The 26,682-nt window shown below is 68.2% G+C and carries 27 protein-coding genes and 1 pseudogene; 15 read left to right on the plus strand and 13 right to left on the minus strand.

Annotated features, from left to right (window positions below; all coding sequences use genetic code 11):
• Both sodB and xseA read right to left on the minus strand, forming a co-directional pair.
• The gene (gene sodB / locus H0X95_RS32685) at nt 1–579 is read right to left on the minus strand and encodes a superoxide dismutase [Fe] (RefSeq protein ID WP_006489396.1); all 579 of its coding nucleotides are present in this window, start codon (nt 577–579) and stop codon (nt 1–3) included.
• Between the two features lie 229 nt (nt 580–808).
• Nucleotides 809–2,191, minus strand: coding sequence for an exodeoxyribonuclease VII large subunit (gene xseA, locus H0X95_RS32690; RefSeq protein WP_058901755.1), 1,383 nt, complete (start codon nt 2,189–2,191; stop codon nt 809–811).
• Between the two features lie 449 nt (nt 2,192–2,640).
• On the opposite strand from xseA, the gene lpxK reads away from it, so the two are divergent.
• The 4 genes from lpxK (at nt 2,641) to adk (ending at nt 5,631) form a co-directional block, all read left to right on the plus strand.
• Nucleotides 2,641–3,669 carry a tetraacyldisaccharide 4'-kinase gene (gene lpxK / locus H0X95_RS32695; RefSeq protein WP_059721402.1) on the plus strand — a complete coding sequence of 343 codons (1,029 nt, stop codon included), beginning with the start codon at nt 2,641–2,643 and terminating at the stop codon, nt 3,667–3,669.
• Complete coding sequence (locus tag H0X95_RS32700) at nt 3,650–3,844, plus strand: Trm112 family protein (RefSeq protein WP_006482216.1); 195 nt, start codon at nt 3,650–3,652, stop codon at nt 3,842–3,844. Before lpxK ends, H0X95_RS32700 begins: the two co-directional genes overlap by 20 nt.
• A gap of 124 nt (nt 3,845–3,968) precedes the next feature.
• The gene (gene kdsB / locus H0X95_RS32705) at nt 3,969–4,760 is read left to right on the plus strand and encodes a 3-deoxy-manno-octulosonate cytidylyltransferase (RefSeq protein WP_006482208.1); all 792 of its coding nucleotides are present in this window, start codon (nt 3,969–3,971) and stop codon (nt 4,758–4,760) included.
• Between the two features lie 208 nt (nt 4,761–4,968).
• Complete coding sequence (gene adk, locus H0X95_RS32710) at nt 4,969–5,631, plus strand: adenylate kinase (protein WP_006482212.1); 663 nt, start codon at nt 4,969–4,971, stop codon at nt 5,629–5,631.
• Nucleotides 5,632–5,883: 252 nt separating this feature from the next.
• On the opposite strand, the gene H0X95_RS32715 is transcribed toward adk, so the two are convergent.
• Nucleotides 5,884–6,726, minus strand: coding sequence for a SirB1 family protein (locus tag H0X95_RS32715; protein ID WP_006496471.1), 843 nt, complete (start codon nt 6,724–6,726; stop codon nt 5,884–5,886).
• Nucleotides 6,727–6,734: 8 nt separating this feature from the next.
• The gene (murJ, locus tag H0X95_RS32720) at nt 6,735–8,285 is read right to left on the minus strand and encodes a murein biosynthesis integral membrane protein MurJ (RefSeq protein ID WP_006482209.1); all 1,551 of its coding nucleotides are present in this window, start codon (nt 8,283–8,285) and stop codon (nt 6,735–6,737) included.
• 304 nt (nt 8,286–8,589) lie between these two features.
• On the opposite strand from murJ, the gene rpsT reads away from it, so the two are divergent.
• Nucleotides 8,590–8,862, plus strand: coding sequence for a 30S ribosomal protein S20 (gene rpsT / locus H0X95_RS32725; RefSeq protein ID WP_006482211.1), 273 nt, complete (start codon nt 8,590–8,592; stop codon nt 8,860–8,862).
• A 152-nt stretch (nt 8,863–9,014) separates the two neighbouring features.
• Here rpsT and H0X95_RS32730 read toward each other — a convergent pair whose 3' ends face one another.
• Nucleotides 9,015–9,335 carry a DUF3579 domain-containing protein gene (locus H0X95_RS32730; protein WP_006482210.1) on the minus strand — a complete coding sequence of 107 codons (321 nt, stop codon included), beginning with the start codon at nt 9,333–9,335 and terminating at the stop codon, nt 9,015–9,017.
• 412 nt (nt 9,336–9,747) lie between these two features.
• On the opposite strand from H0X95_RS32730, the gene argF reads away from it, so the two are divergent.
• Complete coding sequence (gene argF, locus H0X95_RS32735; protein WP_006482207.1) at nt 9,748–10,677, plus strand: ornithine carbamoyltransferase; 930 nt, start codon at nt 9,748–9,750, stop codon at nt 10,675–10,677.
• 82 nt (nt 10,678–10,759) lie between these two features.
• On the opposite strand, the gene murB is transcribed toward argF, so the two are convergent.
• A complete protein-coding gene (gene murB, locus H0X95_RS32740) occupies nt 10,760–11,809 on the minus strand; it encodes a UDP-N-acetylmuramate dehydrogenase (protein WP_059721403.1) in 1,050 nt (349 codons plus the stop codon).
• Nucleotides 11,810–11,945: 136 nt separating this feature from the next.
• Here murB and H0X95_RS32745 point away from each other — a divergent pair, with 136 nt between their 5' ends.
• The gene (locus tag H0X95_RS32745) at nt 11,946–12,431 is read left to right on the plus strand and encodes a YajQ family cyclic di-GMP-binding protein (RefSeq protein WP_006482217.1); all 486 of its coding nucleotides are present in this window, start codon (nt 11,946–11,948) and stop codon (nt 12,429–12,431) included.
• A 79-nt stretch (nt 12,432–12,510) separates the two neighbouring features.
• On the opposite strand, the gene plsY is transcribed toward H0X95_RS32745, so the two are convergent.
• Together plsY and ybaK are read right to left on the minus strand one after the other, a co-directional pair.
• Complete coding sequence (plsY, locus tag H0X95_RS32750) at nt 12,511–13,137, minus strand: glycerol-3-phosphate 1-O-acyltransferase PlsY (protein WP_048988975.1); 627 nt, start codon at nt 13,135–13,137, stop codon at nt 12,511–12,513.
• A gap of 116 nt (nt 13,138–13,253) precedes the next feature.
• Nucleotides 13,254–13,745: a Cys-tRNA(Pro) deacylase gene (ybaK, locus tag H0X95_RS32755; protein ID WP_043205388.1), complete on the minus strand. Its 492-nt coding sequence runs from the start codon at nt 13,743–13,745 to the stop codon at nt 13,254–13,256.
• A 236-nt stretch (nt 13,746–13,981) separates the two neighbouring features.
• Between ybaK and H0X95_RS32760 the strand changes: the two genes are divergently transcribed.
• Nucleotides 13,982–15,544 (plus strand): class I adenylate-forming enzyme family protein, encoded by a 1,563-nt coding sequence (locus tag H0X95_RS32760; RefSeq protein ID WP_048988974.1) that lies wholly within the window; start codon nt 13,982–13,984, stop codon nt 15,542–15,544.
• Nucleotides 15,545–15,620: 76 nt separating this feature from the next.
• Here H0X95_RS32760 and xerD read toward each other — a convergent pair whose 3' ends face one another.
• The 3 genes from xerD to queG form a co-directional block, all read right to left on the minus strand.
• On the minus strand, nt 15,621–16,571 hold the full coding sequence (gene xerD, locus H0X95_RS32765; RefSeq protein WP_059721404.1) for a site-specific tyrosine recombinase XerD: 951 nt from the start codon (nt 16,569–16,571) through the stop codon (nt 15,621–15,623).
• Nucleotides 16,568–17,038 carry a methylated-DNA--[protein]-cysteine S-methyltransferase gene (locus H0X95_RS32770; RefSeq protein ID WP_006496476.1) on the minus strand — a complete coding sequence of 157 codons (471 nt, stop codon included), beginning with the start codon at nt 17,036–17,038 and terminating at the stop codon, nt 16,568–16,570. Before H0X95_RS32770 ends, xerD begins: the two co-directional genes overlap by 4 nt.
• A 65-nt stretch (nt 17,039–17,103) precedes the next feature.
• Nucleotides 17,104–18,339, minus strand: a complete 1,236-nt coding sequence (queG, locus tag H0X95_RS32775; protein WP_006496477.1) for a tRNA epoxyqueuosine(34) reductase QueG — start codon at nt 18,337–18,339, stop codon at nt 17,104–17,106.
• Nucleotides 18,340–18,356: 17 nt separating this feature from the next.
• Between queG and H0X95_RS32780 the strand changes: the two genes are divergently transcribed.
• Both H0X95_RS32780 and H0X95_RS32785 read left to right on the plus strand, forming a co-directional pair.
• Nucleotides 18,357–18,911: a bifunctional tRNA (adenosine(37)-N6)-threonylcarbamoyltransferase complex ATPase subunit type 1 TsaE/phosphotransferase gene (locus H0X95_RS32780; protein WP_012492836.1), complete on the plus strand. Its 555-nt coding sequence runs from the start codon at nt 18,357–18,359 to the stop codon at nt 18,909–18,911.
• Nucleotides 18,893–20,419: an N-acetylmuramoyl-L-alanine amidase gene (locus tag H0X95_RS32785; protein ID WP_006496479.1), complete on the plus strand. Its 1,527-nt coding sequence runs from the start codon at nt 18,893–18,895 to the stop codon at nt 20,417–20,419. The genes H0X95_RS32780 and H0X95_RS32785 overlap by 19 nt, the downstream gene beginning before the upstream one ends.
• A gap of 43 nt (nt 20,420–20,462) precedes the next feature.
• On the opposite strand, the gene H0X95_RS32790 is transcribed toward H0X95_RS32785, so the two are convergent.
• Nucleotides 20,463–21,341 carry an O-acetylserine/cysteine exporter gene (locus tag H0X95_RS32790; protein WP_012492837.1) on the minus strand — a complete coding sequence of 293 codons (879 nt, stop codon included), beginning with the start codon at nt 21,339–21,341 and terminating at the stop codon, nt 20,463–20,465.
• Nucleotides 21,342–21,608: 267 nt separating this feature from the next.
• On the opposite strand from H0X95_RS32790, the gene H0X95_RS32795 reads away from it, so the two are divergent.
• Nucleotides 21,609–22,490, plus strand: coding sequence for a pirin family protein (locus tag H0X95_RS32795; RefSeq protein ID WP_059721406.1), 882 nt, complete (start codon nt 21,609–21,611; stop codon nt 22,488–22,490).
• Nucleotides 22,491–22,542: 52 nt separating this feature from the next.
• Nucleotides 22,543–23,391, plus strand: coding sequence for a thioredoxin (gene trxA, locus H0X95_RS32800; protein WP_006482496.1), 849 nt, complete (start codon nt 22,543–22,545; stop codon nt 23,389–23,391).
• A gap of 103 nt (nt 23,392–23,494) precedes the next feature.
• Here the strand turns inward: trxA and tcdA are convergent, their stop codons facing one another.
• Entirely contained in the window at nt 23,495–24,352 is an 858-nt protein-coding gene (gene tcdA / locus H0X95_RS32805; RefSeq protein ID WP_059721407.1) for a tRNA cyclic N6-threonylcarbamoyladenosine(37) synthase TcdA, read from the minus strand.
• A 128-nt stretch (nt 24,353–24,480) separates the two neighbouring features.
• On the opposite strand from tcdA, the gene pdxH reads away from it, so the two are divergent.
• The 3 genes and pseudogenes from pdxH to H0X95_RS36080 all read left to right on the plus strand — a co-directional run.
• On the plus strand, nt 24,481–25,125 hold the full coding sequence (gene pdxH / locus H0X95_RS32810; protein WP_059721408.1) for a pyridoxamine 5'-phosphate oxidase: 645 nt from the start codon (nt 24,481–24,483) through the stop codon (nt 25,123–25,125).
• A 121-nt stretch (nt 25,126–25,246) separates the two neighbouring features.
• Nucleotides 25,247–26,467, plus strand: coding sequence for an SAM-dependent methyltransferase (locus H0X95_RS32815; protein WP_048988969.1), 1,221 nt, complete (start codon nt 25,247–25,249; stop codon nt 26,465–26,467).
• Nucleotides 26,389–26,682 (plus strand): annotated as a pseudogene (locus H0X95_RS36080) (DUF72 domain-containing protein); the annotation flags it as partial. The gene H0X95_RS32815 and the pseudogene H0X95_RS36080, both read left to right, overlap by 79 nt.

Genomic DNA, 26,682 nt, shown 5'->3' on the forward strand with positions numbered 1-26,682 from the left:
TTACGCGAAGTTCTTCGCTGCGAAGTCCCAGTTCACGATGTTCCAGAACGCCTCGACGAACTTCGGACGGGCGTTGCGGTAGTCGATGTAGTACGCGTGTTCCCACACGTCGATCGTCAGCAGTGCCTTGTCGGCGGTCGTCAGCGGCGTGGCGGCGTTGCTCGTCGACACGATGTCGAGCGAACCGTCGGCCTTCTTCACGAGCCATGCCCAGCCCGAACCGAACGTGCCGACCGCGGCCTTCGTGAACGCTTCCTTGAATGCGTCGTACGAACCCCACTTCGCGTTGATCGCGTCGCCCAGCGCGCCCGTCGGTGCGCCGCCGCCGTTCGGCGACAGGCTGTTCCAGAAGAACGTGTGGTTCCAGATTTGCGCGGCGTTGTTGAAGATGCCGCCCGACGACTTCTTCACGATCTCTTCCAGCGGCAGGTTTTCGAATTCCGTGCCCGGGATCAGATTGTTCAGGTTCGTCACATAAGCCTGATGGTGCTTGCCGTAGTGGTACTCGATCGTCTCTTTCGAGATGGTCGGCGCGAGTGCGTCTTCAGCGTACGGGAGCGGCGGGAGCGTATGAGCCATGGCGATTCCTTCGTTGAGTATGTAGGGAGGCTGTGTTGGATGCTGCCGAGCGTCCGATTGTAGGCGAGGACGAATAACCCCGCAAACTCACGGGCCATTTATCCGCGGTATGCGGAAAAGCGATGCTGGCGCAACGTCCGGCAGGACGAACCCGACGATGCGCAGCATCCGTGCCCGCCCGCGCCGTGTTCGTTGCGACGATCGCCGCGTGTCGCTCGCGCCGGTTACGTCAGATCGTATCGGTCAGCCGCGGCTGCACGTCGGCGAGCGACACGTCGGCCGAGCCTTCGGCGAGATGCACGGTCAGGCGCCGCTGCGGCTTCAGCGCGTTCGGCGCGCGCACCGCGCGGCCCGTCTGCGCATCGATCAGCGCCGCATAGCCGCGCTCGAGCGTGCGCTGCGGGCTCAGCACCTCGAGCCGCGCCGCACAGGCCGACACACGCGCCGTGTCGCGTTCGTGACGGCGCTGCAACGCACTGGCCAGACGTTGCGACAGCCCCGCGAGCGCATGGCGCGCCTGTGACGCATCGGGCCGCGCGCGCTGCCAGCGCAGTTGCGCGAGCGCGAAACGCGCGCGTGCATCGCGTACCGGCCGCGACGCCGCCGACGCCAGCCGCGCCGCGAGCTGCTCGACGTGCGTGCGTTGCCGCTGCAACCGCTCGGCAGGGCTCACGAGCCGGCGTGCAAGCCAGTCGAGCTGCTGCGCGCGCTGTTCGAGCCGGCGCGCCATGCCGCGCGCGAGCGCACGCTGGCGCTCGTCGACCTCGCGCAGCAGCAGCGCGCGCTGCGGGCTCGCGAGTTCGGCCGCGCCGGTCGGCGTCGGCGCGCGCAGGTCGGCCGCGAAGTCCGCGATCGTGAAATCGGTTTCGTGGCCGACACCGCTGACGACCGGCAGCTCGCTCGCCGCGATCGCGCGCGCCAGCGCTTCGTCGTTGAACGACCACAGATCCTCGATCGAGCCGCCGCCGCGACACACCAGCAGCACGTCGACCTCGCGCCGCGCATTCGCGGTCGCGACGGCCGCGACGAGCTTCTCGGCGGAACCGGCGCCCTGCACGGGGGCCGGATAGACGATCACCGGAATGTGCGGCGCGCGCCGGGCGAGCGTGGTGAGCACGTCGCGCAGCGCGGCGGCCTGCAGCGACGTGACGATGCCGATCGCGCGCGGGTGGGGCGGCAACGGCCGCTTGCGCTCGGGGGCGAACAGACCCTCGGCTTCGAGCTGCGCCTTCAGCCGCAGGAACGCCTCGTACAGGCGCCCCTGCCCGGTGCGTCGCACGGCTTCGACGTTGAGCTGCACTTCGCCGCGCGGCTCGTACATCGTGACGACCGCGCGCACTTCGATGCGGTCGCCTTCGCGCGGCGTGAATTCGGCGTATTGCGCGCGGCCGCGGAACATCACGCAGCGCATCTGCGCCTGCTGGTCCTTGATCGAGAAATACCAGTGGCCGCTCGCGGCGCGCGTGAAATTCGATACTTCGCCCGAAATCCACAGCAGCGGAAACGAGCGCTCGAGCATCGTCGAAATCGCGCGATTGAGCGCCGAAACGGGAATCACTTCGTCGCCGCCGCGCGTGGCGCCGGGCGCGGAAAAAGGAGAGTCGGAAAGCATGGACGGTCGGATGAATGCTGGCGGCGTCACGATAGTCCGACACGCGTGCGGCGTCCAGCGCCGCCGCATTCGCCGCCACGCGCGGAAAGTGTCCACACTCTGGCATTCGTCCGCGTAAAACGCGCGGAAACCGCTAAAAAAACCAGACAATTCTTCGTAACACCTTGATTTTTATAGTTTTTTAAACCTTTCAAAATAATTCACATCCGATTCGATGCCCGCCGGGCGGGCGTTTGAGGCAATCGACCGGGGAGTTTTTCACAGAGTTATCCACAGGGCGCCACGATCCGGCCCCGGGCGCTGCGGCGGCCGGTCGCGCTTGCCGCGCCGGCGTGCGGCGCGCTAGAGTGCCGCCTTCCACGGACCCTGCGGCATGCGCCGCCCAACGGAGAATCCGCCTTGACGAATCCGTCCCTCGCCGCGGCGCACGACGCGCCGCGCCCGGCCCGATGAGCGCGCCCGGCGGCCCGCTCGCGCGACTCGAAGCGCGCCTGACACGCGAATGGCAGCGCCGCGGCGCGCTCGCGTGGGCGCTCACGCCGTTCGCCTGCGTGTTCGGCCTGTGCGCGGCGCTGCGGCGCACCGCTTACGCGCAAGGCTGGAAGCAGCCGGTCGACGTCGGCGTGCCGGTCGTCGTGGTCGGCAACGTGACCGTCGGCGGCACCGGCAAGACGCCGACCGTGATCGCGCTCGTCGACGCGCTGCGCGCGGCCGGCTTCACGCCCGGCGTCGTGTCGCGCGGCTATGGCGCGAACGTGAAGGTGCCGACCGCCGTCACGCCGGCGTCGCGCGCGGGCGCGGCCGGCGACGAACCGCTGCTGATCGCGCGCCGCACCGGCGCGCCCGTGTGGGTGTGCCCCGATCGCGTCGCGGCCGCGCAGGCGCTGCGCGCCGCGCATCCGGACGTCGACGTGATCGTCAGCGACGACGGCCTGCAGCACTACCGCCTCGCGCGCACCGTCGAGCTCGTCGTATTCGACCACCGGCTCGGCGGCAACGGTTTCCTGCTGCCGGCCGGCCCGCTGCGCGAGCCGCTGTCGCGGCACCGCGACGCGACGCTCGTCAACGACCCGTACAGTAGCGCGCTGCCGCCCTGGCCCGACACCTACGCGCTCGCGCTGACGCCGGGCGCCGCGTGGCACCTCGACCAGCCCACGCTGCGCCGCCCGCTGTCGCAGTTCGCGAACGAACGCGTGCTCGCCGCAGCCGGCATCGGCGCGCCGGAGCGCTTCTTCGCGACGCTGCGCGCGGCCGGTCTCGCGCCGGCGACCCGCGCGCTGCCGGACCATTACGCGTTCGCGGACAATCCGTTCGTCGACGATGCCGTCGATGCGATCCTGATCACCGAGAAGGATGCAGTAAAATTGGGCGCTTCCTGGCGCGACGCCCGACTGTGGGTGGTCCCCGTCGAAGCCGCGCTCGACCCTCGCCTCATTGCCCTCGTTGTGGAGAAACTCCGTGGACGCTCGCCTGCTTGAAATCATTGTGTGCCCTATCTGCAAAGGCCCGCTCCACTACGACCGTGCCGCGCAGGAGCTGATCTGCAACGCGGACAAGCTCGCCTACCCGATCCGCGACGGCATCCCCGTGATGCTGGTCGACGAAGCGCGCCAGACCGTCGAAGGCACGCCGGTCGACCCGGCCGGCCGCTGAACCGCCGCGCCGCTCGCCCGGCGCACCGAATCGACACAGGCGGCCCGGCCCCGGCCGGGTCGCCGCACTTCGCCGGGCGACCGGCTTCCGGCGTCGCCCGCCCCGTCCTTCTCAACGCTCCCCGATGACTCACCCGCAACCCTTCATCGCCGTCATTCCCGCCCGGCTCGCGTCGACGCGGCTCCCGAACAAGCCGCTCGCCGATCTCGGCGGCAAGCCGATGGTCGTGCGTGTCGCCGAGCGCGCGCGCGAAGCGGGCGCGCAACAGGTGCTCGTCGCATCCGACGCGCAGAGCGTGCTCGACGCGGCGCGCGATCACGGCTTCGAGGCGGTGCTCACGCGCGCCGATCATCCGTCCGGCACCGACCGGCTCGCGGAAGTCGCGGCGGCTTTCGGCTGGCGCGACGACACCGTGGTCGTCAACGTGCAGGGCGACGAGCCGCTGATCGACCCCGTGCTCGTGCGCGACGTAGCGTCGCACCTCGCCGCGCATCCGGCGTGCGCGATCGCGACCGCGGCGCACCCGATCCACGACGCGGCCGACGTGTTCAACCCGAACGTCGTGAAGGTCGCGCTCGACGCGCAGAGCGTCGCGCTGTACTTCTCGCGCGCGCCGATTCCGTGGAGCCGCGATGCATACCAGCCGCACTGGCCCGACGTCGCGGCCATGCCGGCGCCGGCCTTCCCGGTCTACCGGCACATCGGCCTCTATGCGTATCGCGCGCGTTTCCTGCGCACCTATCCGTCGCTCGCGCAGGCGCCGATCGAACAGGCCGAGCAGCTCGAACAGCTGCGCGCGCTGTGGCACGGCGAGCGCATCGCGGTGCTGATCACCGAGTCCGCGCCCGAAGCCGGCATCGACACGCCGGCCGATCTCGCGCGCGTGCAGGCCCTTTTTCAGCCGGGTTCAAAATAACCCGTGGCATAATCAGGCGATTGTGCGAGCCGTCCGCGACCAGCGCGTCCTCGCTTGACCCCGCCCGTGGCCCTGCCGGCAGCCGCGCGTCGCCCAAGCCGACGCGTCGCATCAGACCGGTCCGCCGCGCGCCGGGCAAGCCCCGCGCCCGCCGTCGCCGACGCCTTTGTGTCTCGCCACACGAATCTACATACTTGGAGATATCACCATGCGTTTGATCCTGTTGGGCGCGCCCGGCGCGGGAAAGGGCACCCAGGCAAACTTCATCAAGGAAAAATTCGGCATCCCGCAAATCTCGACGGGCGACATGCTGCGCGCAGCCGTGAAGGCCGGCACGCCGCTCGGCGTCGAGGCGAAGGGCTACATGGATGCCGGCAAGCTCGTGCCGGACGCGCTGATCATCGGCCTCGTCAAGGAGCGCCTGAAGGAATCCGACTGCGCGAACGGCTATCTGTTCGACGGTTTCCCGCGCACGATCGCGCAGGCTGACGCGATGAAGGAAGCCGGCGTCGCGATCGACTACGTGCTCGAGATCGACGTCCCGTTCTCGGAAATCATCGAGCGCATGAGCGGCCGTCGCACGCACCCGGCATCGGGCCGTACGTACCACGTCAAGTTCAACCCGCCGAAGGTCGAAGGTCACGACGACGTGACGGGCGAACCGCTGATCCAGCGCGACGACGACAAGGAAGAAACTGTCAAAAAGCGTCTCGAAGTATACGAAGCGCAGACCAAGCCGCTGATCACGTACTACGGCGACTGGGCGCAGCGTGGCGAGGAAAACGGTCTGAAGGCGCCGCAGTATCGCAAGATCTCGGGCCTCGGCACCGTCGACGAAATCCGCGAGCGCGCGTTCGACGCACTGAAGTAAGCAGCGCGTCGCGCACCCGCAAGCCGCCCGTTCCGGGCGGCTTTTTTTTGCCTGTCGCGATTGGCACGATCGCGCGCGTGTCGCCGCCGCGCGGCGGCGCCCCGTACAATCGGTCGAACGCGTGGGTCGTGCGAGCGGCGCACCGGAGTTTCAGCCGATCGCTCGGGGTCGGGCACGCGCACGCGCCAGAAAAAACGCCCGCGATGCGGGCGTTTTTTTCGTGTGCCGGTGGACGTGCGCCGATGGCTCGGCTCACTCCTCGCCGTCGCGCTGCATCCGTTGCCGCAGTTCGCTCACCTGCGATTCGACGACGGTCGCATCGTCCGCATCCGGTCGCTCGCCGAGATACTGCTCGAGATCCTCGAGCGCGGGGCGCAGGTAGTCGAGCCGCGCATACGCGAAGCCGCGGTCGCGCACCTCGTCGAGCTGCTCGGGCAGCAGGATCACGAGCCGCTGCTGCACCGCGAGCAGCCGCTGCCAGCGTTCCGTCTGCAGATAGATCGTCTTCAGGTTGCGCAGCATCCGCGCGATGATCTCGCGGCTCGTCGCCGGCTGCAGCAGCGCGCGCAACGCGCTGTCGACCGCGCCGGCCGCACGCGCGACGTACGGCTCGAGCATCTCGACCATCTCGGCTTCGGACAGCGAATGGCCGTTGGTCGGATCGATGATCAGGTCACCGTCCGGCAGCGTCACGCGCAGCAGGAAATGGCCGGGGAACGATACGCCGCGCGCCGGCACGCCGATCTGCTCGGCGAGTTCCAGGTACAGCACCGACAGCGAGATCGGGATCCCGCGCCGCCGTTTCAGCACGGCGTTCAGGTGGCTGTTATCGGGGTCGTAGTAATCGTTGTGATTGCACGCGAAGCCGAGCTCGCGGAAGAAGAAGTCGTTCAGCGCGGCGACGCGGCCCTTCAGGTCCGTATCGTCGGCGAGCCGCCGGCGCAGCCGCGCCGCCAGCATGTCGAGTTCGGCCAGCGTGCCCTGCAGGTCGAGGTCGGGATACGCGTCCTGCGCCAGCGACAGCGCGGTTTCCGTGACGGGCAGACTGTCGTCGTCCGCCACGAGCGTGCTGAAGTAGTCGAGGACGCGGGTCATTGCGGTCGTCACTTGGCGCGCCTTCTGAAGTAAGCGTATTTGAAGCCCATCACCCACAACATACCGAAATATAGTGCAGCAAACAGCACGAGGCACGCGGCCATCAGCGCAATGCGATCGAGCGGCTGCGCGCGCATCCCGGTCCAGTCGAAATTGATCGCGCACCAGTGCATCAGGCCCGCGAGCACGAGCGCCGCGCCGACGAGCTGCACGAAAAAGCGCAGCCAGCCCGGCGACGGCTGGTAGATGCCGCGCTTGCGCAGCCCGAGGAACAGCAGCAGCGAGTTCAGGCACGCACCGACGCCGATGCTCAGCGTGAGCCCCGCGTGGCCGATCAGCGGCACGAACACGTAGTTCGAGAGCTGCGTGACGATCAGCACGCCGATCGCGATCTTCACCGGCGTCTTGATGTCCTGCTTCGCATAGAAGCCCGGCGCGAGGATCTTGATCAGGATGATGCCGACGAGGCCGATTCCGTACGTCGCGAGCGCGCGCGCGACCATCGTGACGGTATGCGCGTCGAACTTGCCGTAGTTGAACAGCGTCGCGGTGAGCGGCGTCGCGAAGAAGAACAGCGCGAGCGCGCTCGGCGCCGCGAGCAGGAACGTGACGCGCAGCCCCCAGTCGAGCAGCGCCGAATATTCGTGCGAGTCGGCGTCGACGTGCGCCTTCGACAGGCTCGGCAGCAGGATCGTGCCGAGCGCGACGCCGAGCAGCGCCGTCGGGAACTCCATCAGGCGGTCGGCGTAATTGATCCACGACACCGCGCCCTGCCCGAGCCGCGACGCGATGTTGGTGTTGATGATCAGCGACAGTTGCGCGACGGACACCGCGAACGTCGCCGGCACCATCTTCGCGAGCACGCGCTTCACGCCCGGATGACGCAGCGCGCGCAGCGGATTCAGGCCGATCAGCGGCACCATGTCGACCTTCTTCAGGCCCGGCAGTTGCACGAGAAACTGCAGCACGCCGCCGACGATGACGGCCCACGCAAGCGCGTAGACCGGCACCTTCAGGTGCGGCGCGACGAACACGGCCGCGGCGATGAACGCGACGTTGAGCAGCACCGGCGCGAACGCGGGCAGCGAGAAGCTCTTGTACGTGTTCAGCACGCCCGACGCGAGCGTGGTCAGCGAAATGAACACGATGTACGGGAACATGATCCGCGTCATCGTGACCGCGAGCGGGAACGCCTGGCCGTCGCTGTGCAGGCCGGACGCGACCGCGAACACGACCCACGACGCGCCGGCGATCCCGACGACCGACAGCACGGCCAGCGCCCACGCGAGCACGGTGGACATCGCGTCGACGAGCGCCTTCGTCGCATCGTGCCCCTGCTGGTTCTTGAACTCGGCGAGGATCGGCACGAACGCCTGCGAGAACGCGCCTTCGGCAGACAGGCGGCGCAGCAGGTTCGGAATGCGGAAGGCGACGTAGAACGCGTCGGTGTATTGACTGGCGCCGAACGCACGGGCGATCAGCGTCTCGCGGGCCAGTCCGGTCACGCGCGACAGCAGCGTGAAGCCGCTGACCGTCAGCAGGGCTCGGAATAGATTCATGGGGCGCTTATTATACGGACGTTGCGCGACCCGGCCACCGGCCGATACCGAAAAGCGCGGCCGCCGCCGGCGCCCCGCCCGGCGGGCGTTAAGTCGAACTTGCCACTCGCTTGATTTTGTTGCTATAATCGCCGGTTTCTGGGCTCGTACATGCACGGCAACTGCCGTTTTCATGTCCCGGCCTCGGTTAAAATCACCGTTTTTTTATGCGCCCCTGGGCAATCGTTCTCAGGGGACGGATCGAAAAGCAGCGCTTGGCCGTCAGGCTCCAAGCTCTGGAAACAGGACAGGATAAGGAACCGTCATGGCTAACTCCGCACAAGCACGCAAGCGCGCCCGCCAGGCCGCGAAGGCAAACTCGCACAACTCGGCGCTGCGCTCGAAATTCCGTACCGCGATCAAGTCGGTTCGCAAGGCTGTTGAAGCCGGCGACCAGGCAAAGGCTGCCGAGCTGTTCAAGGCTGCCGTGAAGACGATCGACACGATCGCCGACAAGAAGATCGTTCACAAGAACAAGGCCGCTCGCAGCAAGAGCCGCCTGGCCGCAGCCGTCAAGGGTCTGCAGGCAGCAGCGTAAATCCGGTGCGCCCGCTCGCGCGGGCGTTCCTGTTTCCTGCGATCACGAAAAAGCCCGCCTAGGCGGGCTTTTTCGTTGCCGGTCGCTCGCGCATCACGCGCGGCGGCGACCTGTACGCGGGCGGGCACGGCACGCGCCCTCGCCCGCCGGCATCACTTCTTCGCGTTGTAGTCCGGCAATTCGCACGCCTCGGTCACGACGAGGTTGTTGTCCTTCGCGAAATTCAGCACGAAATCGAAAGCCATCGGCTCGATGTCGCGCAACCGCGAATCGAGGATCACGCATTTCAGGTCGCCGAGCATCGTCGGACGCACGTACAGCGAATACTTGAGACGCGCGTTCGGCCCGCTCGCCCCCGGCCCGAAGCAGGCCATCACACCGGCCAGACGTTCCGACCAGTCGCTCGGGCGAAACTTTTTCCCGTCTTTCGTGATGCCCTGGATGAAAAATTCGGTCGGAGGGGTTTCAGCCATGTGGTTACCCAAGTGACGGCCCGGCGATGTCCAGGCAACGGCGCCTGGATACGCGAACACAAAGCTGGAGGGTCGGCGGCACAAGCTCATCGATATCCCGAAAACGGGGCGTCGAGGCGCGCCGCCGGTGGACTGCACCGGATGTGTGCAGCGCACGGCTTGTGTCCGGCAGAGCGCGAAAAGCCTTGCCTGCCGGGCTGGAGAAAACTTTCGAATTATACCGCAGCGCGCCATCGCGCGTCGTCCCGACGCCCGTCTTCCCGCACTGCGGATCGCGCGCGGCGATCCTGCCCCGCGTCGCTCCACGGCTCGTCAAAGCACAGAAAATCCTTTATGCTGCTTTGAGTTATCCACACCCGACGGCGGCGCCGTCCGGCCTCGCTGCCGGGTGAGACCCGCCGTATTTCGTTTCATGACCGCCAAAACCATTCGTCACTACCTGCAGTTCAAGGATTTCTCGCTGGAAGACTACGAGTACGTGCTCGAACGCACGGGTATCCTGAAGCGCAAGTTCAAGAACTACGAGACCTATCACCCGCTGCACGACCGCACGCTCGCGATGATCTTCGAGAAGAGCTCGACGCGCACGCGCCTGTCGTTCGAGGCCGGGATCTTCCAGCTCGGCGGTCACGCCGTCTTCATGAGCACGCGCGACACGCAGCTCGGCCGCGGCGAGCCCGTCGAGGATTCCGCGCAGGTCATCTCGCGAATGGTCGACATCATCATGATCCGCACGTTCGAGCAGGACGTGATCACGCGCTTCGCGCAGAACTCGCGCGTGCCGGTGATCAACGGCCTGACGAACGAATACCACCCGTGCCAGGTGCTCGCCGACATCTTCACGTACTACGAGCACCGCGGCCCGATCGCCGGCAAGACCGTCGCGTGGGTCGGCGACGCGAACAACATGCTCTACACGTGGATCGAAGCCGCGCAGATCCTCGGCTTCAAGCTGCGCCTGTCGACGCCGCCCGGCTACGCACTCGACATGAAGCTCGTGTCGCCCGACAGCGCGCCGTTCTACGAGGTGTTCGACGATCCGAACGAAGCGTGCAAGGGCGCCGATCTCGTGACGACCGACGTGTGGACGAGCATGGGCTTCGAGGCCGAGAACGAGGCGCGCAAGCAGGCATTCGCCGACTGGTGCGTCGACGAGGAAATGATGGGCCATGCGAATCCGGATGCCCTCTTCATGCACTGCCTGCCCGCGCACCGCGGCGAGGAAGTGACGGCCGGCGTGATCGACGGCCCGCAGAGCGTCGTGTGGGACGAAGCGGAAAACCGTCTGCACGTGCAGAAGGCGCTGATGGAGTTCCTGCTGCTCGGCCGCCTCAAGCACTGACGCGCCGCCCAACGCACACGCGTAAAAAAAGCGCCGGTCGACGATCGGCGCTTTTTGTTTGGATGACCGGCGCACGCCTGCGTTACAGGCAGACCGGTTCCGCCTCCAGTTCGACACCGAACTGCGCGCGCACGTCGGCCTGGATCGCCCGCGCCAGCGCCAGCACGTCGGCACCGGTGGCGCCGCCGCGATTGACGAGCACGAGCGCCTGGCGGTCGTGCACGGCCGCCGCCCCGAGCGCGCGCCCCTTCCAGCCACAGCGGTCGATCAGCCAGCCGGCCGCGAGCTTCACGTGCCCGTCCGGCTGCGGATACGACACGACCTCCGGCACGCGGGCGCGCAGCGCATCGAACTGCGCGGCGTCGATCACCGGATTCTTGAAGAAACTGCCCGCATTGCCGAGCACCAGCGGATCGGGCAGCTTCGCGCGGCGGATCGCGACGACTGCATCGAACACGTCGCGCGGCGTCGCCGCATCGGGCGTGATGCCGCGCGCGTCGAGCTCGCGTGTGACGTCCGCGTAGCCGAGCCGCGGCGTCCATTGCTTCGGCAGCCGGAACGTCACCGCGACGATAGCGAACCGGCCGCGCCCTTCCCGCTTGAAGAAACTGTCGCGGTAACCGAATGCGCAGCGCGCGGCGTCGAACCGCTCGCTGCGCCCCGTCGCCAGCTCGACCGCGACCAGCGAATCGAAATACGCCTTCATCTCGAGGCCGTACGCGCCGATGTTCTGGATCGGCGCGGCGCCGACGGTGCCCGGGATCAGCGCGAGATTCTCGAGGCCCGGCATCCCGTGCTCGAGCGTCCACGCGACGAACGCGTGCCAGTTCTCGCCGCCGCCGGCCTCGACGTACCACGCGTCGTCGTCCTCGCGCAGGATGCGGCGGCCCGCGATCTCGTCGAGCAGCACGACGCCGTCGAAATCGCGCGTGAACACGATATTGCTGCCGCCGCCGAGCACGAGTTGCGGCAGGGTCGCGACCCGCGGGTCGCGATGCAGCGCCTCGAACTGCGCCGCCTGCGTGATGCGCGCGGCGAAGCGCGCGCGCGCGGCGATGCCGAACGTGTTGTGCGCGGCGAGCGGATGGTCGGGAAGCAGCGACAGGGCGGAATCGTCAGGGGGCATCGGCATTCGCGGTCACGTCCGCCCGGGCGGCGCATGGCCGGCCTTGGGCAAACGGAGGGGCATCGGTAAAATGGCAAACAGTCCGCAATTATAGCGAGTGCCCGCGCGCGAGCCGGGTGCCCGCATCTCAAGGGAGAATGCCATGCCATCGTTCGACGTCGTTTCCGAAGCGAACATGATCGAAGTGAAGAACGCCATCGAGCAGTCGAACAAGGAAATCTCGACGCGCTTCGACTTCAAGGGCTCCGACGCACGCGTCGAGCAGAAGGAACGCGAGCTGACGCTGTTCGCCGACGACGATTTCAAGCTCGGCCAGGTCAAGGACGTGCTGATCGGCAAGCTGGCCAAGCGCAACGTCGACGTGCGCTTCCTCGACTACGGCAAGGTCGAGAAGATCGGCGGCGACAAGGTCAAGCAGATCGTCACCGTGAAGAAAGGCGTGACGGGCGACCTCGCGAAAAAGATCGTGCGCCTCGTGAAGGACAGCAAGATCAAGGTGCAGGCGAGCATCCAGGGCGACGCGGTGCGCATCTCGGGCACGAAGCGCGACGACCTGCAGAGCACGATCGCGATGCTGCGCAAGGACGTGACCGACACGCCGCTCGACTTCAACAACTTCCGCGACTGAGCGGCCGCCGGCCCGTCGCGTCATCCGGCCGGGCCCCGCACACGCGGCGCGCCCGGCGCGCGGCCAGCGCCGCGCGTTCTCAGGCCTTCCCGCCGTCCGCGGCCGCCTTCTTCTTGTCGCCGATCCGGCTCTCCTGCCCCGCGAGCAGCTTCGAAATGTTGCCGCGGTGACGCCACACGAGCAGCACGCTCATCGCGAGCACGGCCCACGCGACCGGGTTATGGCCCGGCGTGCCGAACAGGAACACGTCGAACACCGGCGCGAACACGGCCGCCACCAGCGCCGCGAGCGACGAATAGCGGAAGAAGAACGCGACGATCAGCCAGGTCAGCGCGGTCGCGAGCCCGAGCACCGGGTGCACGGCGAGCAGCACGCCGGCCGCGGTCGCCACGCCCTTGCCGCCCTGGAAGCGGAAGAACACCGGGTACAGGTGGCCGAGGAACACGGCGATCGCGACCCACGCGACCGCGACGTCGGGCAGGCCGAAGTGACGGGCGAGCCAGACGGCGATCCAGCCCTTGAACGCGTCGCCGACGAGCGTCAGGATCGCGGCCTTCTTGTTGCCGCTGCGCAGCACGTTGGTCGCGCCGGGATTCTTGGATCCGTACGAACGCGGGTCGGCCAGGCCCATCACGGAACTGACGACGACGGCGAACGACACCGAACCGATCAGGTAGGCAACGAGGGCGGCGAGCAGGATCTGCATGCGGAGGACTCTTCTTTCAACGTATCGGGAAAGGGATGGCCGTGCGCGGCAAGCCGGCAGGCCGAAACGGCGCCCATTCTACCGAACGGGCGCGGCGTGCCACGAAGGTGAAACCCTCAGTCGACGCTCGCGCACTGCACGGGCCGCGCGCCGAGCAGCGACGTGAGCACCGCCGGCGCGAGGCTGACCAGGTAGCCGCGCCGGCCGCCGTTCAGGTAGATCGTCGGCAGGTCGAGGATCGTCGCCTCGACGTAGACGGGCATCGTCTTGCGCGTGCCGAACGGCGACGTGCCGCCGACGAGATAGCCCGAATGGCGATTCGCGACCTCGGGCTTGCACGGCTCGACCCGCTTCGCGCCGATCTGCCGCGCGAGATTCTTGGTCGACACCGTGCGGTCGCCGTGCATCAGCACGATCAGCGGCTTCGCGTGTTCGTCTTCCATCACGAGCGTCTTCACGACGCTGTGCTCGTCGACGCCGAGCTGGCGCGCCGATTCGCCGGTACCGCCGTGCTCGACGTATTCGTACGGATGCTCGCCGAATGCGACGCCATGACGGCGCAGCAGTTGGGTCGCGGGGGTTTCGGACACGTGTCTGGATTTGCTCATGGCGGCATTTTAATGGCGAACGATCGACGCTCGCGCAATCGCGTGCCGGCGCCGACGGTATACTCGCGGCCCGTTTTCCGCCGGCCCGCCGCATCGCGGTCACGATCATGCCCATCATCATTGCAGACATCGTGAAGCGCTATTGCCCGATTGGCCAATTGTGGCGCGCGCGCCGTCATGGCACGATCGTTCGCAAATATCGTCGGCCCGCCGCCGGCCCCTCATCTGGAGACGCCATGTCCTCGCCCGTCCGTTCATCCGAATCGCTCGATGTCGATGCGCTGCTCGCCGCGCTGCCGCGTCGCATCGCCGACGTGCCCGCGCGCCGGGCCGCGCAGTCGCCCGCGCAGCCGGCGCTGATCGAGGATGCGCGCCGCCTGTCGTACGGCGATCTGGCGCAGGCCGTCGATGCGGCGGCCGCGCGGCTGGCGAGCCTCGGCGTGCAAGGCGGCGACCGCGTGATGATCGTCGCGGAAAACTGCGTCGCGCAGATCGTGCTGCTGTTCGCGGCCGCCCGCCTCGACGCGTGGGCGCTCGTGTCGAACGCACGGCTGTCGGCCGCCGAACTCGATGCGATCGCCGCGCATGCACGCCCTAAGCTGACCGCGTTCACGACGGACGCCTCACCCGACGCCCGCGCCCACGCCGAGCGGATCGGCGCAATGCCGGCCGGCGCGCTGCCGGTCGACATCGGCGCGTGGTCGTATCGCGTCGACGCGAGCGCGCCCGCCGAACCGGTGGCCGCCGACGGCGCCGCCCAATGCGCGGCGCTGATCTACACGACCGGTACGACCGGCACGCCGAAAGGCGTGATGCTGTCGCACCGCAACCTGCTGTTCATCGCGGCGACGTCGAGCGCGCTGCGCCGCGTGTCGCCGGATGACGTCGTCTACACGGTGCTGCCCGTGTCGCACGTGTACGGGCTCGCGTCGGTGTGCCTGGGCAGCCTGTATGCAGGCGCGACGCTGCGGCTCGCGCCGCGCTTCTCGCCGGAAGCCGTCCGCGTCGCGCTCGCCGACGAAGGCGTGACGATCTTCCAGGGCGTGCCCGCGATGCACGCGAAGCTGCTCGAACACCTGCACACGCACGGCCACGCATGGCGCGCGCCGCGGCTGCGCTTCGCATATTCGGGCGGCTCGCCGCTCGATGCGAACCTGAAGGCGCGCGTCGAGCGCCTGTACGGCGTGCCGCTGCACAACGGCTACGGGATGACCGAAAGCAGCCCGACGATCACGCAGACGCCGCTCGACGCGCCGCGCACGGACAGTTCGGTCGGCGTGCCGATTCCGGGCGTCGACGTGCGGATCGTCGCGCCGGACGGCACCGACGTGCCGCCGGGCGAAGTCGGCGAGATCCGCGTGCGCGGGCCGAACGTGATGCTCGGCTACTACCGCAACGCGGATGCGACGCGCGCGGCCGTGTCGCCGGACGGCTGGCTGAGCACCGGCGATCTCGCGCGGCAGGACGCGGACGGCGCGGTGACGATCGCGGGCCGCAGCAAGGAGCTGATCATCCGCTCGGGCTTCAACGTGTATCCGGTCGAGGTCGAGCAGGTGCTGAACGCGCATCCGGACGTCGTGCAGGCGGCCGTGATCGGCCGCGCGATCGACGGCAACGAGGAAGTGCTCGCGTTCGTCGAGCGCGTGCCGGGCGCGGCGGTCGACGAGGCGGCATTGCACGCATGGTGCGCGGACCGGCTCACCGCTTACAAACGCCCTGCGCACATCCGCGTGCTCGATGCGTTGCCGGCCGCATCGACCGGCAAGGTGCTCAAGCACCGGCTGCGCGAGCTCGTCTGACGCGCCCTGCGATGCGCGGCGCAGTCCGCATCGGCGCCCCGCCCCACCACGCTGCGTCGAACGCCCGCGTCGCGCGTCAGCCGCGCGGGTGATGCTGCGCGTGCAGCGTCTTGAGCCGCTCGCGCGCGACGTGCGTATAGATCTGCGTGGTCGAGATGTCGCTGTGGCCGAGCAGCAACTGCACGACGCGCAGGTCGGCGCCGTGGTTCAGCAGGTGCGTCGCGAACGCGTGCCGCAGCGTGTGCGGCGACAGGTGCGCGCGCACGTCGGCCTGCTGCGCGTGACGCTTGATGATGTTCCAGAACTGCTGGCGCGTCATCCCGTCGCCGCGCGCGGTCACGAACAGCGCATCGGCCGCGCGTGCGCCGAGCAGCGCGGGCCGCGCGTCGCGCAGGTAGCGTTCGATCCAGCCGTGCGCGACTTCGCCGAACGGCACGAGCCGCTCCTTCGAACCCTTGCCCATCACGCGCACGACGCCTTCGTTGAGGCCGACTTCGACGGTCTTCAGCGTCACGAGCTCGCTCACGCGCAGCCCGCTCGCGTACATCAGCTCGAGCATCGTGCGATCGCGCAGGCCGAGCGGCGTGCCGATGTCCGGCGCGCCCAGCAGCGCCTCGACCTGCGCCTCCGACAATGTCGACGGGAACCGGGCCGCCTGTTTCGCGGACGTGATCCGCAGCGTCGGGTCGGCGCTCGCGCGATGCTCGCGCACGGCCCAGCCGTAATAGCGACGGAACACGGACAGTCGCCGGTTCGACGACGTCGCCTTGCCGTCGCTGCGCGCGGCGATGTAGCCGGTCACCATCGCCTCGTCGGCGCCGTCGAGCGGCGCGGCATGCGTCGCGGCCAGCCATTGGGAAAACAGCACCAGATCGCGCCGGTACGCATCGAGCGTGTTGCGCGCGAGGCCGTGTTCGAGCCACAACGCATCGCAGAACACGTCGATCGATGCGCGGCTCGCGAGCAGCGCGGGCGATGCCGCGACGGCATCGTCGTCGGTTTCGGGGATCGTCACAGGTTCGCTCATCGGTACGGCACACCCTCGTGCGTCAGCAGCCAGCGCTTCACTTGCTGGTAATAGCCGTTGTCGTCGTGGTTCGCGAACCCGCCGAGGCCACCCGCCGCGACGACGCGATGGCACGGGATCACGAGCGGGAAGTAGTTCGCGCCGCACGCCTGGCCAACCGCGCGCGGCGCGCTGCCGATCCGCTTCGCGACCTGGCCGTAGGTGAGCACCGTGCCGGGCGGGATATCGCTGATCACGTCCCACACGCGATGCTGGAATGCGCTGCCGACATCGGCGAGCGGCAGGTCGAAGCGTGCGGACGCGCGCTCGAAATAACGTTCGATCTGCTTGACCGCGCGCTTCGCGAGCGCCGAATCCGGATCGACCGACTTCATCGATTCGGGCAGATAGACGATCTCGCGCACCACCGCGGCATCCGTACGGATGCCGACCTTGCCGAACGGCGCGTCGATGACTGCGTTGAACATTGCCTTCTCCTGACCGGGGGATGCGCGCGGCCCTGCCCGCGCGCCGACGACACTTTACGCCGCCTTCACGCGGCTCGCAGCGCCCATTCGACATGCTCGCGCACGAGCGGCGACGGATCGTCGGCCCGGGCGCGCAGCGCGGCGACGATCGCGTCGCGCGCCGCCGGCGAGAGCCGGTCCGCACCCGCGCGCAGCGCATTGCCGAGCCCGACCGCGAGATTGCGCAGCCAGCTTTCGTAGCCGATGCGCCGGATCGCACTGCCCTGCATCCGCGTGTCGAACGTGTCGGCATCCCACGCGAACAGCTCGACGAGCGTCGCGCGATCGAGACCGTGCCGCACGTCGAAATCGGCGACGGGCGCGGCCTGCGCGAACTTGTTCCACGGGCACACGAGCTGACAGTCGTCGCAGCCGTACACGCGATTGCCGATCATCGGCCGCAGCGGCTCGGGAATGCTGCCTTTCAGCTCGATCGTCAGGTACGAGATGCAGCGGCGCGCATCGACGCGGTACGGCTCGACGATCGCGCCGGTCGGGCACGCGTCGATGCAGCGCGTGCAGTTGCCGCAATGCGCGCCGGGCGTCTCCGGCGCGCGGTCGGGCGCCGTATGCGCGTCGGTCGGCAGCGGCAGGTCGACGTATATCTCGCCGAGAAAGAACAGCGAGCCGGCATCGCGCTGCAACAGCAGCGTATGCTTGCCGCGCCAGCCGACCCCGGCCTTCTGCGCGAGCTCGACCTCGAGCACCGGCGCCGAATCGGTGAACACGCGGTAGCCGAACCCGCCGATCTCGTGCTCGATACGCTCCGCGAGCATCTGCAGCCGGTTGCGCAGCACCTTGTGATAGTCGCGGCCGCGTGCATAGATCGACACGACGGCCGCCTGCGGATCGTCGAGCCGTGCCCGTTCGCGGGCGCGCCAGTCGTGCGGCACGAGCGCGCCGGGCTCGCCGCCGGGCGCGCCGTCAGCGAGCGTTTGGGCCGGCAAATAAGCGAGCCGCACGGAAATCACGCGTCGCGTACCGGCCACAAGTTCGGCCGGCCGCGCGCGTTTCATCCCATGTTTCGCCATATAATCCATTTCGCCGTGGTATCCGGCTTCCAGCCAGGCGGCGAGGCCCGCTTCGGCATCCGAGAGATCGGTATCGCTGATGCCGATCGCCCCGAAACCCAATTCGCGCCCCCACGCCCTGATGCGAGCGGCGAGCGCAGTCAACGCCGCATCGTCGAGCGCGCACGGCGCCGCGCCTTCGTCACGAGTCGAAGGCCTGTCGGATGCGGCGCGTTCCGGTAGTCGGTTCATCGCACTATTTTACGAGAATGCCAGCCACGCCCAGCCAACCGCCTCACGACGCCACGTTGCCCGCCCCGCTCGCGGAGCGCGTGATCGCGCTCGCCGACGAAGCGGCAACCGAGGCCTTCGGCACCCGCTTCGCGCACGCGCTCGATGCGGCGCGCCTCGAACTCGACCGCGCGCATGTGTTCGACGGGCTGCAGATCCAGCTGGTCGGCGATCTCGGCGCGGGCAAGACGACCCTCGTGCGCGCGATCCTGCGCGGCCTCGGCCACCAGGGCCGCGTGCGCAGCCCGACCTATACGCTCGTCGAGCCGTACGCGCTCGAACGCAGCGATGGGGAACTCGAGGTCTATCACTTCGATCTGTATCGATTCAACGATCCGGCCGAATGGTCCGATGCAGGCTTTCGCGAATATTTCAATTCCAGCGCGATCTGCCTCGTCGAATGGCCGCAACAGGCGGGCGCCCTGCTCGGCGTGCCCGATCTGGTTTTCTCGCTCGACGTGGATGGCGACGGCCGTGCCCTCACCGTCCGGGCGTACAGCGCTTCAGGAAAGGCATGTCTCGAAAGATGTTGATCAAACCGTTCCGCTCGATCGAATCGGCGGCCACCGCGACGCACAACTGGCGGCGCCGCCAGATCCTGTGCGCGGGCGCGTCGACGCTGGTGCTCGGCCTCGTCGCGCCGCGGCTCGCGCACGCGTCGTCGGTGCTCGGCGTGCGCGTGTGGCCCGCACGCGATTACACGCGCGTCACGATCGAATCCGACCAGCCGCTGCAGAATAGCCAACAACTGCTGCAGGGTCCCGACCGTCTCGTCGTCGACCTGAGCGGTCTCGACCTCGACCAGGCACTGCGCGACCTCGTCTCGAAGATCGCGCCGAACGATCCGCAGATCCAGTCGGTGCGCGTCGGCCAGTATCAGCCGCACGTCGTGCGGATGGTGTTCGATCTGAAAGGCTCGGTGAAGCCGCAGGTGTTCACGCTGCCGCCCGTCGGCACGTACAAGTACCGGCTGGTGTTCGACCTGTATCCGGCCGTCGCGCCCGATCCGCTGTCCGACCTGATCGCGCAGACGGAACGCAAGGAACAGGCGCTCAACGACACCGCGCGCGCGCAGCAGATGCAGCCGCCGTCCACGCTGGCGGGCCCCGGCACCCCGCCGCCCGGCGCGGGCGACAACAGCGACGCATTCTTCCAGCGTTTCGCGCAGAACACGCCAACCACGCCGCACACGCCGCCGGCGGCCGGCACGCCGTCGACGCCCGCGAAGCCGGCCGTCAAGCCGCCGCCCGTCATCGCGCGCCGCGACGACAGCGACGACGACGGCGACACCTACAAGTTCACCGCGCCGAAATCCGGCAAGGGCGGCACCGTGCGTCTGCTGACGGTCGCGATCGACCCGGGCCACGGCGGCGAGGATCCGGGCGCGATCGGCGGCAACGGCACGTACGAGAAGCACATCGCGCTCGACATCGCGAAGAAGCTGCGCGCGAAGATCGACGCCGCGCCGAACATGCGCGCGATGATGACGCGCGACGCCGACTTCTTCGTGCCGCTGAACGTGCGCGTGCAGAAGGCGCGCCGCGTCGGCGCGGATCTCTTCGTGTCGATCCACGCGGATGCGTTCACGACGCCGTCCGCGCGCGGCTCGTCGGTGTTCGCGCTGTCCGACCACGGCGCGACGAGCGCCGCGGCGCGCTGGATGGCGAACAAGGAGAATTCGTCGGACCTGATCGGCGGCATCAACATCAAGACGGCGGACGCGGCGGTGAACCGCGCGCTGTTCGACATGTCGACGACCGCGCAGATCCGCGACTCGCTGCGCTACGGCAACTACGTGCTGAAGGAAGTGGGCGGCATCAACAAGCTGCACAAGGGCTCGGTCGAGCAGGCCGGGTTCGCGGTGCTGAAGGCGCCCGACATTCCGTCGATCCTCGTCGAGACCGCATTCATCAGCAACCCGGACGAAGAGCGCCGGCTCAACGACGACAGCTATCGCGACGAGATGGCCGACGCGATCTTCCGCGGCATCAAGCGTTATTTCGCCGCGAATCCGCCGCTCGCGAAGAGCCGGATGGCCTGAGCGCCACCGCTCCCCCCGCCGGCACGCAGCGCGTGCCGGCGCGTCACGACGCCGCGAAGCGGCTCAGCAGTTTCCCGCCGAACACGTTCACCGCGAGCCCGCCCATCACGAGTGCGGCGCCGATCAGTTGCGTTTGCGTCAGATGCTCGTCGAGCAGCAGCGCCGACGACGCGAGCCCGACGATCGGCACCAGCAGCGAGAACTGCGCGACCTGCGCGGCCGGGTAGCGCGACAGCAGGCGGCTCCACAGCCCGTAGCCGAGCAGCGTCGCGACGAATGCGAGATAGACGACCGCGAAGATCGACGCGCCGTTCAGCCCGGCGAGCGCGGTCGCGATCCGCTGCGGCCCCTCGAACCACAGCGACAGCAGAAAGAACGGCACCGGCGGCACGAGGCTCGCCCATACGACGAGCGACACGAGGTTCGCACGCCCGACCTTCTTCGTGACGATATTGCCGAAGGCCCACATCGCGGCCGAGCAGATCGTCAGCAGGAAACCCGCGAGCGTCATCGCGCGGCCGCCTTGCGCGGCGATCACGACGAGCCCCCCCGCGGCGATCGCGAGCCCGATCAGGTTCTGCACGCGCAGCCGCTCGCCGAGGAACAGCATCGCGAACACCAGCGTGAAGAACGCCTGCGACTGCAGCACGAGCGACGCGAGGCCGGCGGGCATGCCGACGTACATGCCGGTGAACAGGAACACGAACTGGCCGAGCTGGATCGTCGCGCCGTACAGCACCAGCAGCCGCCACGAAATCTGCGGCCGGCGCACGAAGAACACCGCGGGCACGGCCGCGAGCGTGAAGCGCAGCGCACCGAGCAGCATCGGCGGCATGCCGTGCAGGCCGACCTTGATCACGACGAAGTTCACGCCCCACGCCAGGATCACGACCAGCGCGAGCAGCAAGTCCTTCGGGGCCATCATCGGTGTCTCCCTCGATTGTCGAATCATTGTTGTGAAGCCGGCCAGTCTACCGGGTTTCGCCGGCCGGCCCGATACCCGCACGGCCCGCATGGAATCGGCGGCGCGCGCAGCGGCTTGCGCCACGCCGCGGATGCCGCACGACGCATGCCTGCCGCGGCCGCAGCGCGCGCATTTCGCGTTCCCCGCGCTCCGGCGTCACGCGCGCGCGCCGCCGCGCCGCCAGTACAATGACCGGCAATCCAGCCGTTCCCCACGAGGCCCGCCATGACCGACTCGATCAAAGCCCTGCTGAAGCCGCACGTCCGCGACATCGGCAACCTGCAGGTACGCCGCACGCTGCCCGCGCTCGCCGCACGCCTCGTCGGCCCGTTCATCTTCTTCGATCACATGGGGCCCGCGACGCTGCCGGCCGGCACGGGGCTCGACGTGCGCCCGCATCCGCACATCGGGCTCGCGACGGTCACCTACCTGTTCGACGGCGCGATCCTGCACCGCGACAGCCTCGGCTCGCTGCAGGAAATCGTGCCCGGCGACGTGAACTGGATGACGGCCGGCCGCGGCATCGTCCACTCCGAGCGCACGCCCGACGCGCAACGCGCCAGCGGCCACACCGTGCACGGCATCCAGACCTGGGTCGCGCTGCCGCAGGCGCACGAGACGATCGAACCGTCGTTCGAGCACCATGCGGCCGACACGCTGCCCAAGCGCGACGCAGACGGCGTGGCGCTGACGGTGATCGCCGGCGACGCGTTCGGGCTGCATTCGCCCGTGACGACGTTCTCGCGCACGCTGTACGTCGCGGCCGAATTCGCGGCCGGCGGCCGGCTCGAACTCGATGCATCGCACGAGGAGCGCGCGGTCTACGTGGTCGACGGCGAGCTCGCGATCGACGGCACGCCGGTGCCGGCCGAACAGATGGCCGTACTCGTGCCGGGCGCGACGGTCACGCTGACGAGCGCCAGCGGCGCGCGCGCGATGCTGCTCGGCGGCGACCGGATCGACGGCGAACGCTACATCGAGTGGAATTTCGTCGCGAGCAGTCGCGAGGCGATCGAGCGGGCCAAAGCGGCCTGGACGCGCCAGGAAATGGGCAAGGTGCCCGGCGAGACCGAATGGATTCCGCTGCCCGAAGCGAAACCGCGTTGAAAAAGCCGCGCGCCGCCCCCATCCTGACGATATTCGAACGGAAGAGAACGCCATGGACACCACGCTTGCCACATTCGAGAAAGACGTCATCGAGGCGTCGCTGGACACGCCCGTGCTGGTCGACTTCTGGGCGCCGTGGTGCGGCCCCTGCAAGACGCTCGGCCCGCTGCTGGAAAAGCTCGAAGCCGATTACGCAGGCCGCTGGAAGCTCGTGAAGGTCAACGTCGACGAGAACCAGGAACTCGCCGCGCACTTCCAGACGCGCAGCATCCCGCACGTGATCGCGTTCGCCGACGGGCGCCCGGTCGACCAGTTCGTCGGCGTGCTGCCCGAAGGCCAGTTGCGCGCGTTCCTCGACCGGCTGCTGCCGGCCCCCGAGGAAGCCGAGCGCCGCGCCGCGCAGTATGCGATGGCCGAACAGCGCTTCGACGAGGCGCTCGCGCACCTCGAAGCGGCGCTCGCGCTGAACCCCGGCTACGACGACGCGCGTCTCGACCTGATCGAACTGCTGCTGGCGCGCAACGAAGTCGACGCCGCGCGCGCCGAGACCGAGCGCCTGTCGCCGCAAACCGTGCAGAACGGCGACCCGCGCTACCAGGCGATCAAGACCCGTTTCGACGCACTCGAAGCCACGGCCGACCTGCCGCCGACCGATGCGCTCGAAGCGCGCATCGCGGCAAACCCGGCCGATCTCGACGCACGCTTCGACCTTGCGCAGAGCCTGATCGCGCGGCGCGCGTACGAAGGCGCGCTGGAACAGTTGCTGGAAATCGTGACGCGCGATCGCACGTACGGCGATGATCTCGGCCGCCGCACGATGATCTCGGTGTTCGAGCTGGCCGGCGATCGCCCCGACCTCGTCGCCGGGTGGCGACGCAAGCTGAGCATGGCGCTCAACTGATGCACGACGCGCCGGGCCGCGCCGGCCCGGCCGACTTGCCGTATCGCTCGCGGCGCGTTACCCGCGCCGCGGCATCCCTCTTTCCTGCCCGCGCGTCGCGCGCTCAGCCGGCCGCCTGCGCCGCGATCGCACGCAGCGCATGCGCGGCCGCCGCGAACCCGAAGCTCGCGGTCACGCACACGCTCGAACCGAAGCCCGCACAGTTGAGTCCCGCGACGTGCGCGGCCGTGGACGGCTCGGCGCCGTCCTCGATGTCGCAGGCCGCCGCTTCCGGATAGATCAGCGGCTCGTCCGAATACACGGCGCTGACCTTGAAGCGCGCCTTCGGCCCGCGCGGAAAGCCATGCTGTTTGCGCAACTGCGCACGCACCTTCGACAGCAGCGGATCCTGGATCGTCAGTGCGAGATCGTCGATGCGGATGCGCGTCGGGTCGAGCTGGCCGCCCGCGCCGCCGACCACGATCAACGGCTGCCGCTTCGCGACGCACCATGCGATCAGCGCGACCTTCGTGCGCACGCTGTCGATCGCGTCGATCACGTAGTCGAAGCCGCCGCCGAGCAGCGCGTCGAAATTGTCGGGCTCGACGAAATCCTCGATCCGGTTCACGCGGCACGCGGGATCGATCAGCGCGATCCGCTCGGCCATCGCGTCGACCTTCGGCTTGCCGTAATTGCCGTCGAGCGCATGGATCTGCCGGTTCGTGTTGCTTTCCGCGACGTTGTCGAGATCGATCAGCGTCAGCGTGCCGATCGCGTTGCGCGCGAGCGCCTCGGCCACCCACGACCCGACGCCGCCGATCCCGATCACCGCGACGTGCGCCCGCTCGAACGCGGCGGCGGCCGGCGCGCCATACAGGCGCGCGACGCCGCCGAAACGCCGCGCGCGATCCACGTCAAGCTGGATTTCCGGTGTCGGGGTAAGATCAGAAGAACTGGGCGGGGCAGCGTCGGCGGAGGACATGGCAGCAAGGAAAACGTAAGTCGAGCAGCCCTCTATTTTGCCTGAACTCCCCGTCCGCACGCGCCACTGTGCACGCACGATTCTCGCGCGTTCGCTATACTGGCCCCAGATTGAAGCGTTTGCATAACATGACGACTCTCGCCGATCTCCGCATCAACTATTCACGTGCTTCGCTCGACGAAGCCGATGCCGCCCCCGACCCCTTCGCCCAGTTCGATCGCTGGTTCAAGGAGGCGCTCGCCGCCAAGCTGCCCGAGCCGAACACGATGACGCTCGCGACCGTCGGCGCCGACGGCCGGCCGTCGGCCCGGATCGTGCTCATCAAGGGCGTCGACGAACGCGGGTTCGTCTTCTTCACCAATTACGAAAGCCGCAAGGGGCACGATCTCGCCGTGCATCCGCAGGCCGCGCTGCTGTTCTACTGGATCGAGCTCGAGCGCCAGGTGCGCATCGAAGGCCGGATCGAGAAAACCAGCGCGGAAGAAAGCGACCGCTATTTCGCGTCGCGCCCGCTCGGCTCGCGCATCGGCGCGTGGGCGTCGGAGCAGAGCACCGTGATCGACAGCCGCGCGACGCTCGAAGCGCGCGAAAAGGCCGTCAGCGAACGCTACGGCGACAACCCGCCGCGCCCGCCGCACTGGGGCGGCTACCGCCTCGTGCCCGACTCGATCGAGTTCTGGCAGGGGCGCCCGTCGCGGCTGCACGACCGCCTGCTCTACACGCGCGACGCCGCGGCGTCGCCGGGCTGGACGATCTCGCGCCTGTCGCCGTAAGCGCGGCGCCGGCGCACGCCGGTCGTGTCTCGTGTTGCATCCGGGTGCCCGCGCCGCAAGCGGCGGGCGCCGGTCAGGATACTTGGCTGTATTCGATTCAACGAACAAACGGAGAATCCAAATGTTCTGGGAAAAGAAGCTGGCACAGTGGGCGGATGAAGTACGGGCAAAAGCGAACATACCGGCGCGCCTCGTGCTGTGGAACGGCGATCAACTCGATTTCGGCACCTTCAGCGCACCGCAGGTCACGCTGAAGGTGAACAGCGCGTCGGCATTGCCGCTGCTGCTCGAACCGAGCCTCGACAATCTCGGCGAGGCGTACGTGAAAGGCAAGATCGACATCGAAGGCAAGCTGTCGGACATCATCAACATCGGCTACTCGCTCGCGCGCAGCACCGTGACCAGCGCAAGCAAGCTCGCCCGCGTGAAGCGCTACTTCAATCACACGAAGAGCACCGACAAGAAGGCGATCCAGTACCACTACGACGTCTCGAACGAGTTCTACCAGCTGTGGCTCGACGAGAACATGGTGTACTCGTGCGCGTACTTCGAGAACGGCGACGAGGATCTCGCCACCGCGCAGATCAAGAAGATCGACCACATCCTGACGAAGATCCAGCTGCAGCCCGGCCAGCGCCTGCTCGACATCGGCTGCGGCTGGGGCGCGCTCGTGCTGCGCGCCGCACAGAAGTTCGGCGCGACGTGTCTCGGCGTGACGCTGTCGCAGAACCAGTTCGACCTCGCGACCGCCCGCGTGAAGGCCGCGGGGCTCGAAGACAGGATCGAGATTCGTCTGCAGGATTATCGCGAGATCGAAGGCCAGTTCGACCGCATCACGAGCGTCGGGATGTTCGAGCACGTCGGCCGCAAGAACCTGCCGCTCTATTTCTCGCGCATCCGCGAGCTGCTGACCGACGACGGCATCGCGATGAATCACGGGATCACGTCGACCGACGCGGAAAGCGGCGAAACGGCGCTCGGCGGCGGCGAATTCATCGATCGCTACGTGTTTCCGGACGGCGAGCTGCCGCACATCAGCCTCGCGCTCGAAGCGGCGCAGCGCGGCGGACTCGAGGCGGTTGACGTCGAAAGCCTGCGCCGGCACTATGCGCGCACGCTCGATATCTGGACGGAAAACTTCGAAGCGAAAGCCGACGAGGCGCGAAAGCTCGTCGACGACGAAAAATTCCGCATCTGGCGCGTGTATCTGGCCGGCTGCGCGTATGCGTTCGAGCACGACGACGTGTCGATCTTCCAGATCGTGTGCCGCAAGGCCGGACGCAGCGCGAAAACGCTGCCGTGGTCGCGGCGCTACATGTACGAACACGCGCTGCCGCGCTAGGCGGCGCCTTACGCTGGGCATGCATGGGTGACGGCAGGACGCGGCGCAAGGCGCCGCCGCAACGACAGCAGCACGACGACGCCAACGAGTCGCACGCCGACGGACAGTTCGACCTGTTCGGCGTGCCGACGGACGCCGCACGCGCGTCGCCCGCGCACGACGACAGCGCCGATGAATCCGTGACGCCGGACGCACCGGACCACGCACGACCGCCC

Source organism: Burkholderia sp. 9779_493 (genome assembly GCF_015712215.1).
Taxonomy (GTDB): Bacteria; Pseudomonadota; Gammaproteobacteria; order Burkholderiales; family Burkholderiaceae; genus Burkholderia; species Burkholderia cenocepacia.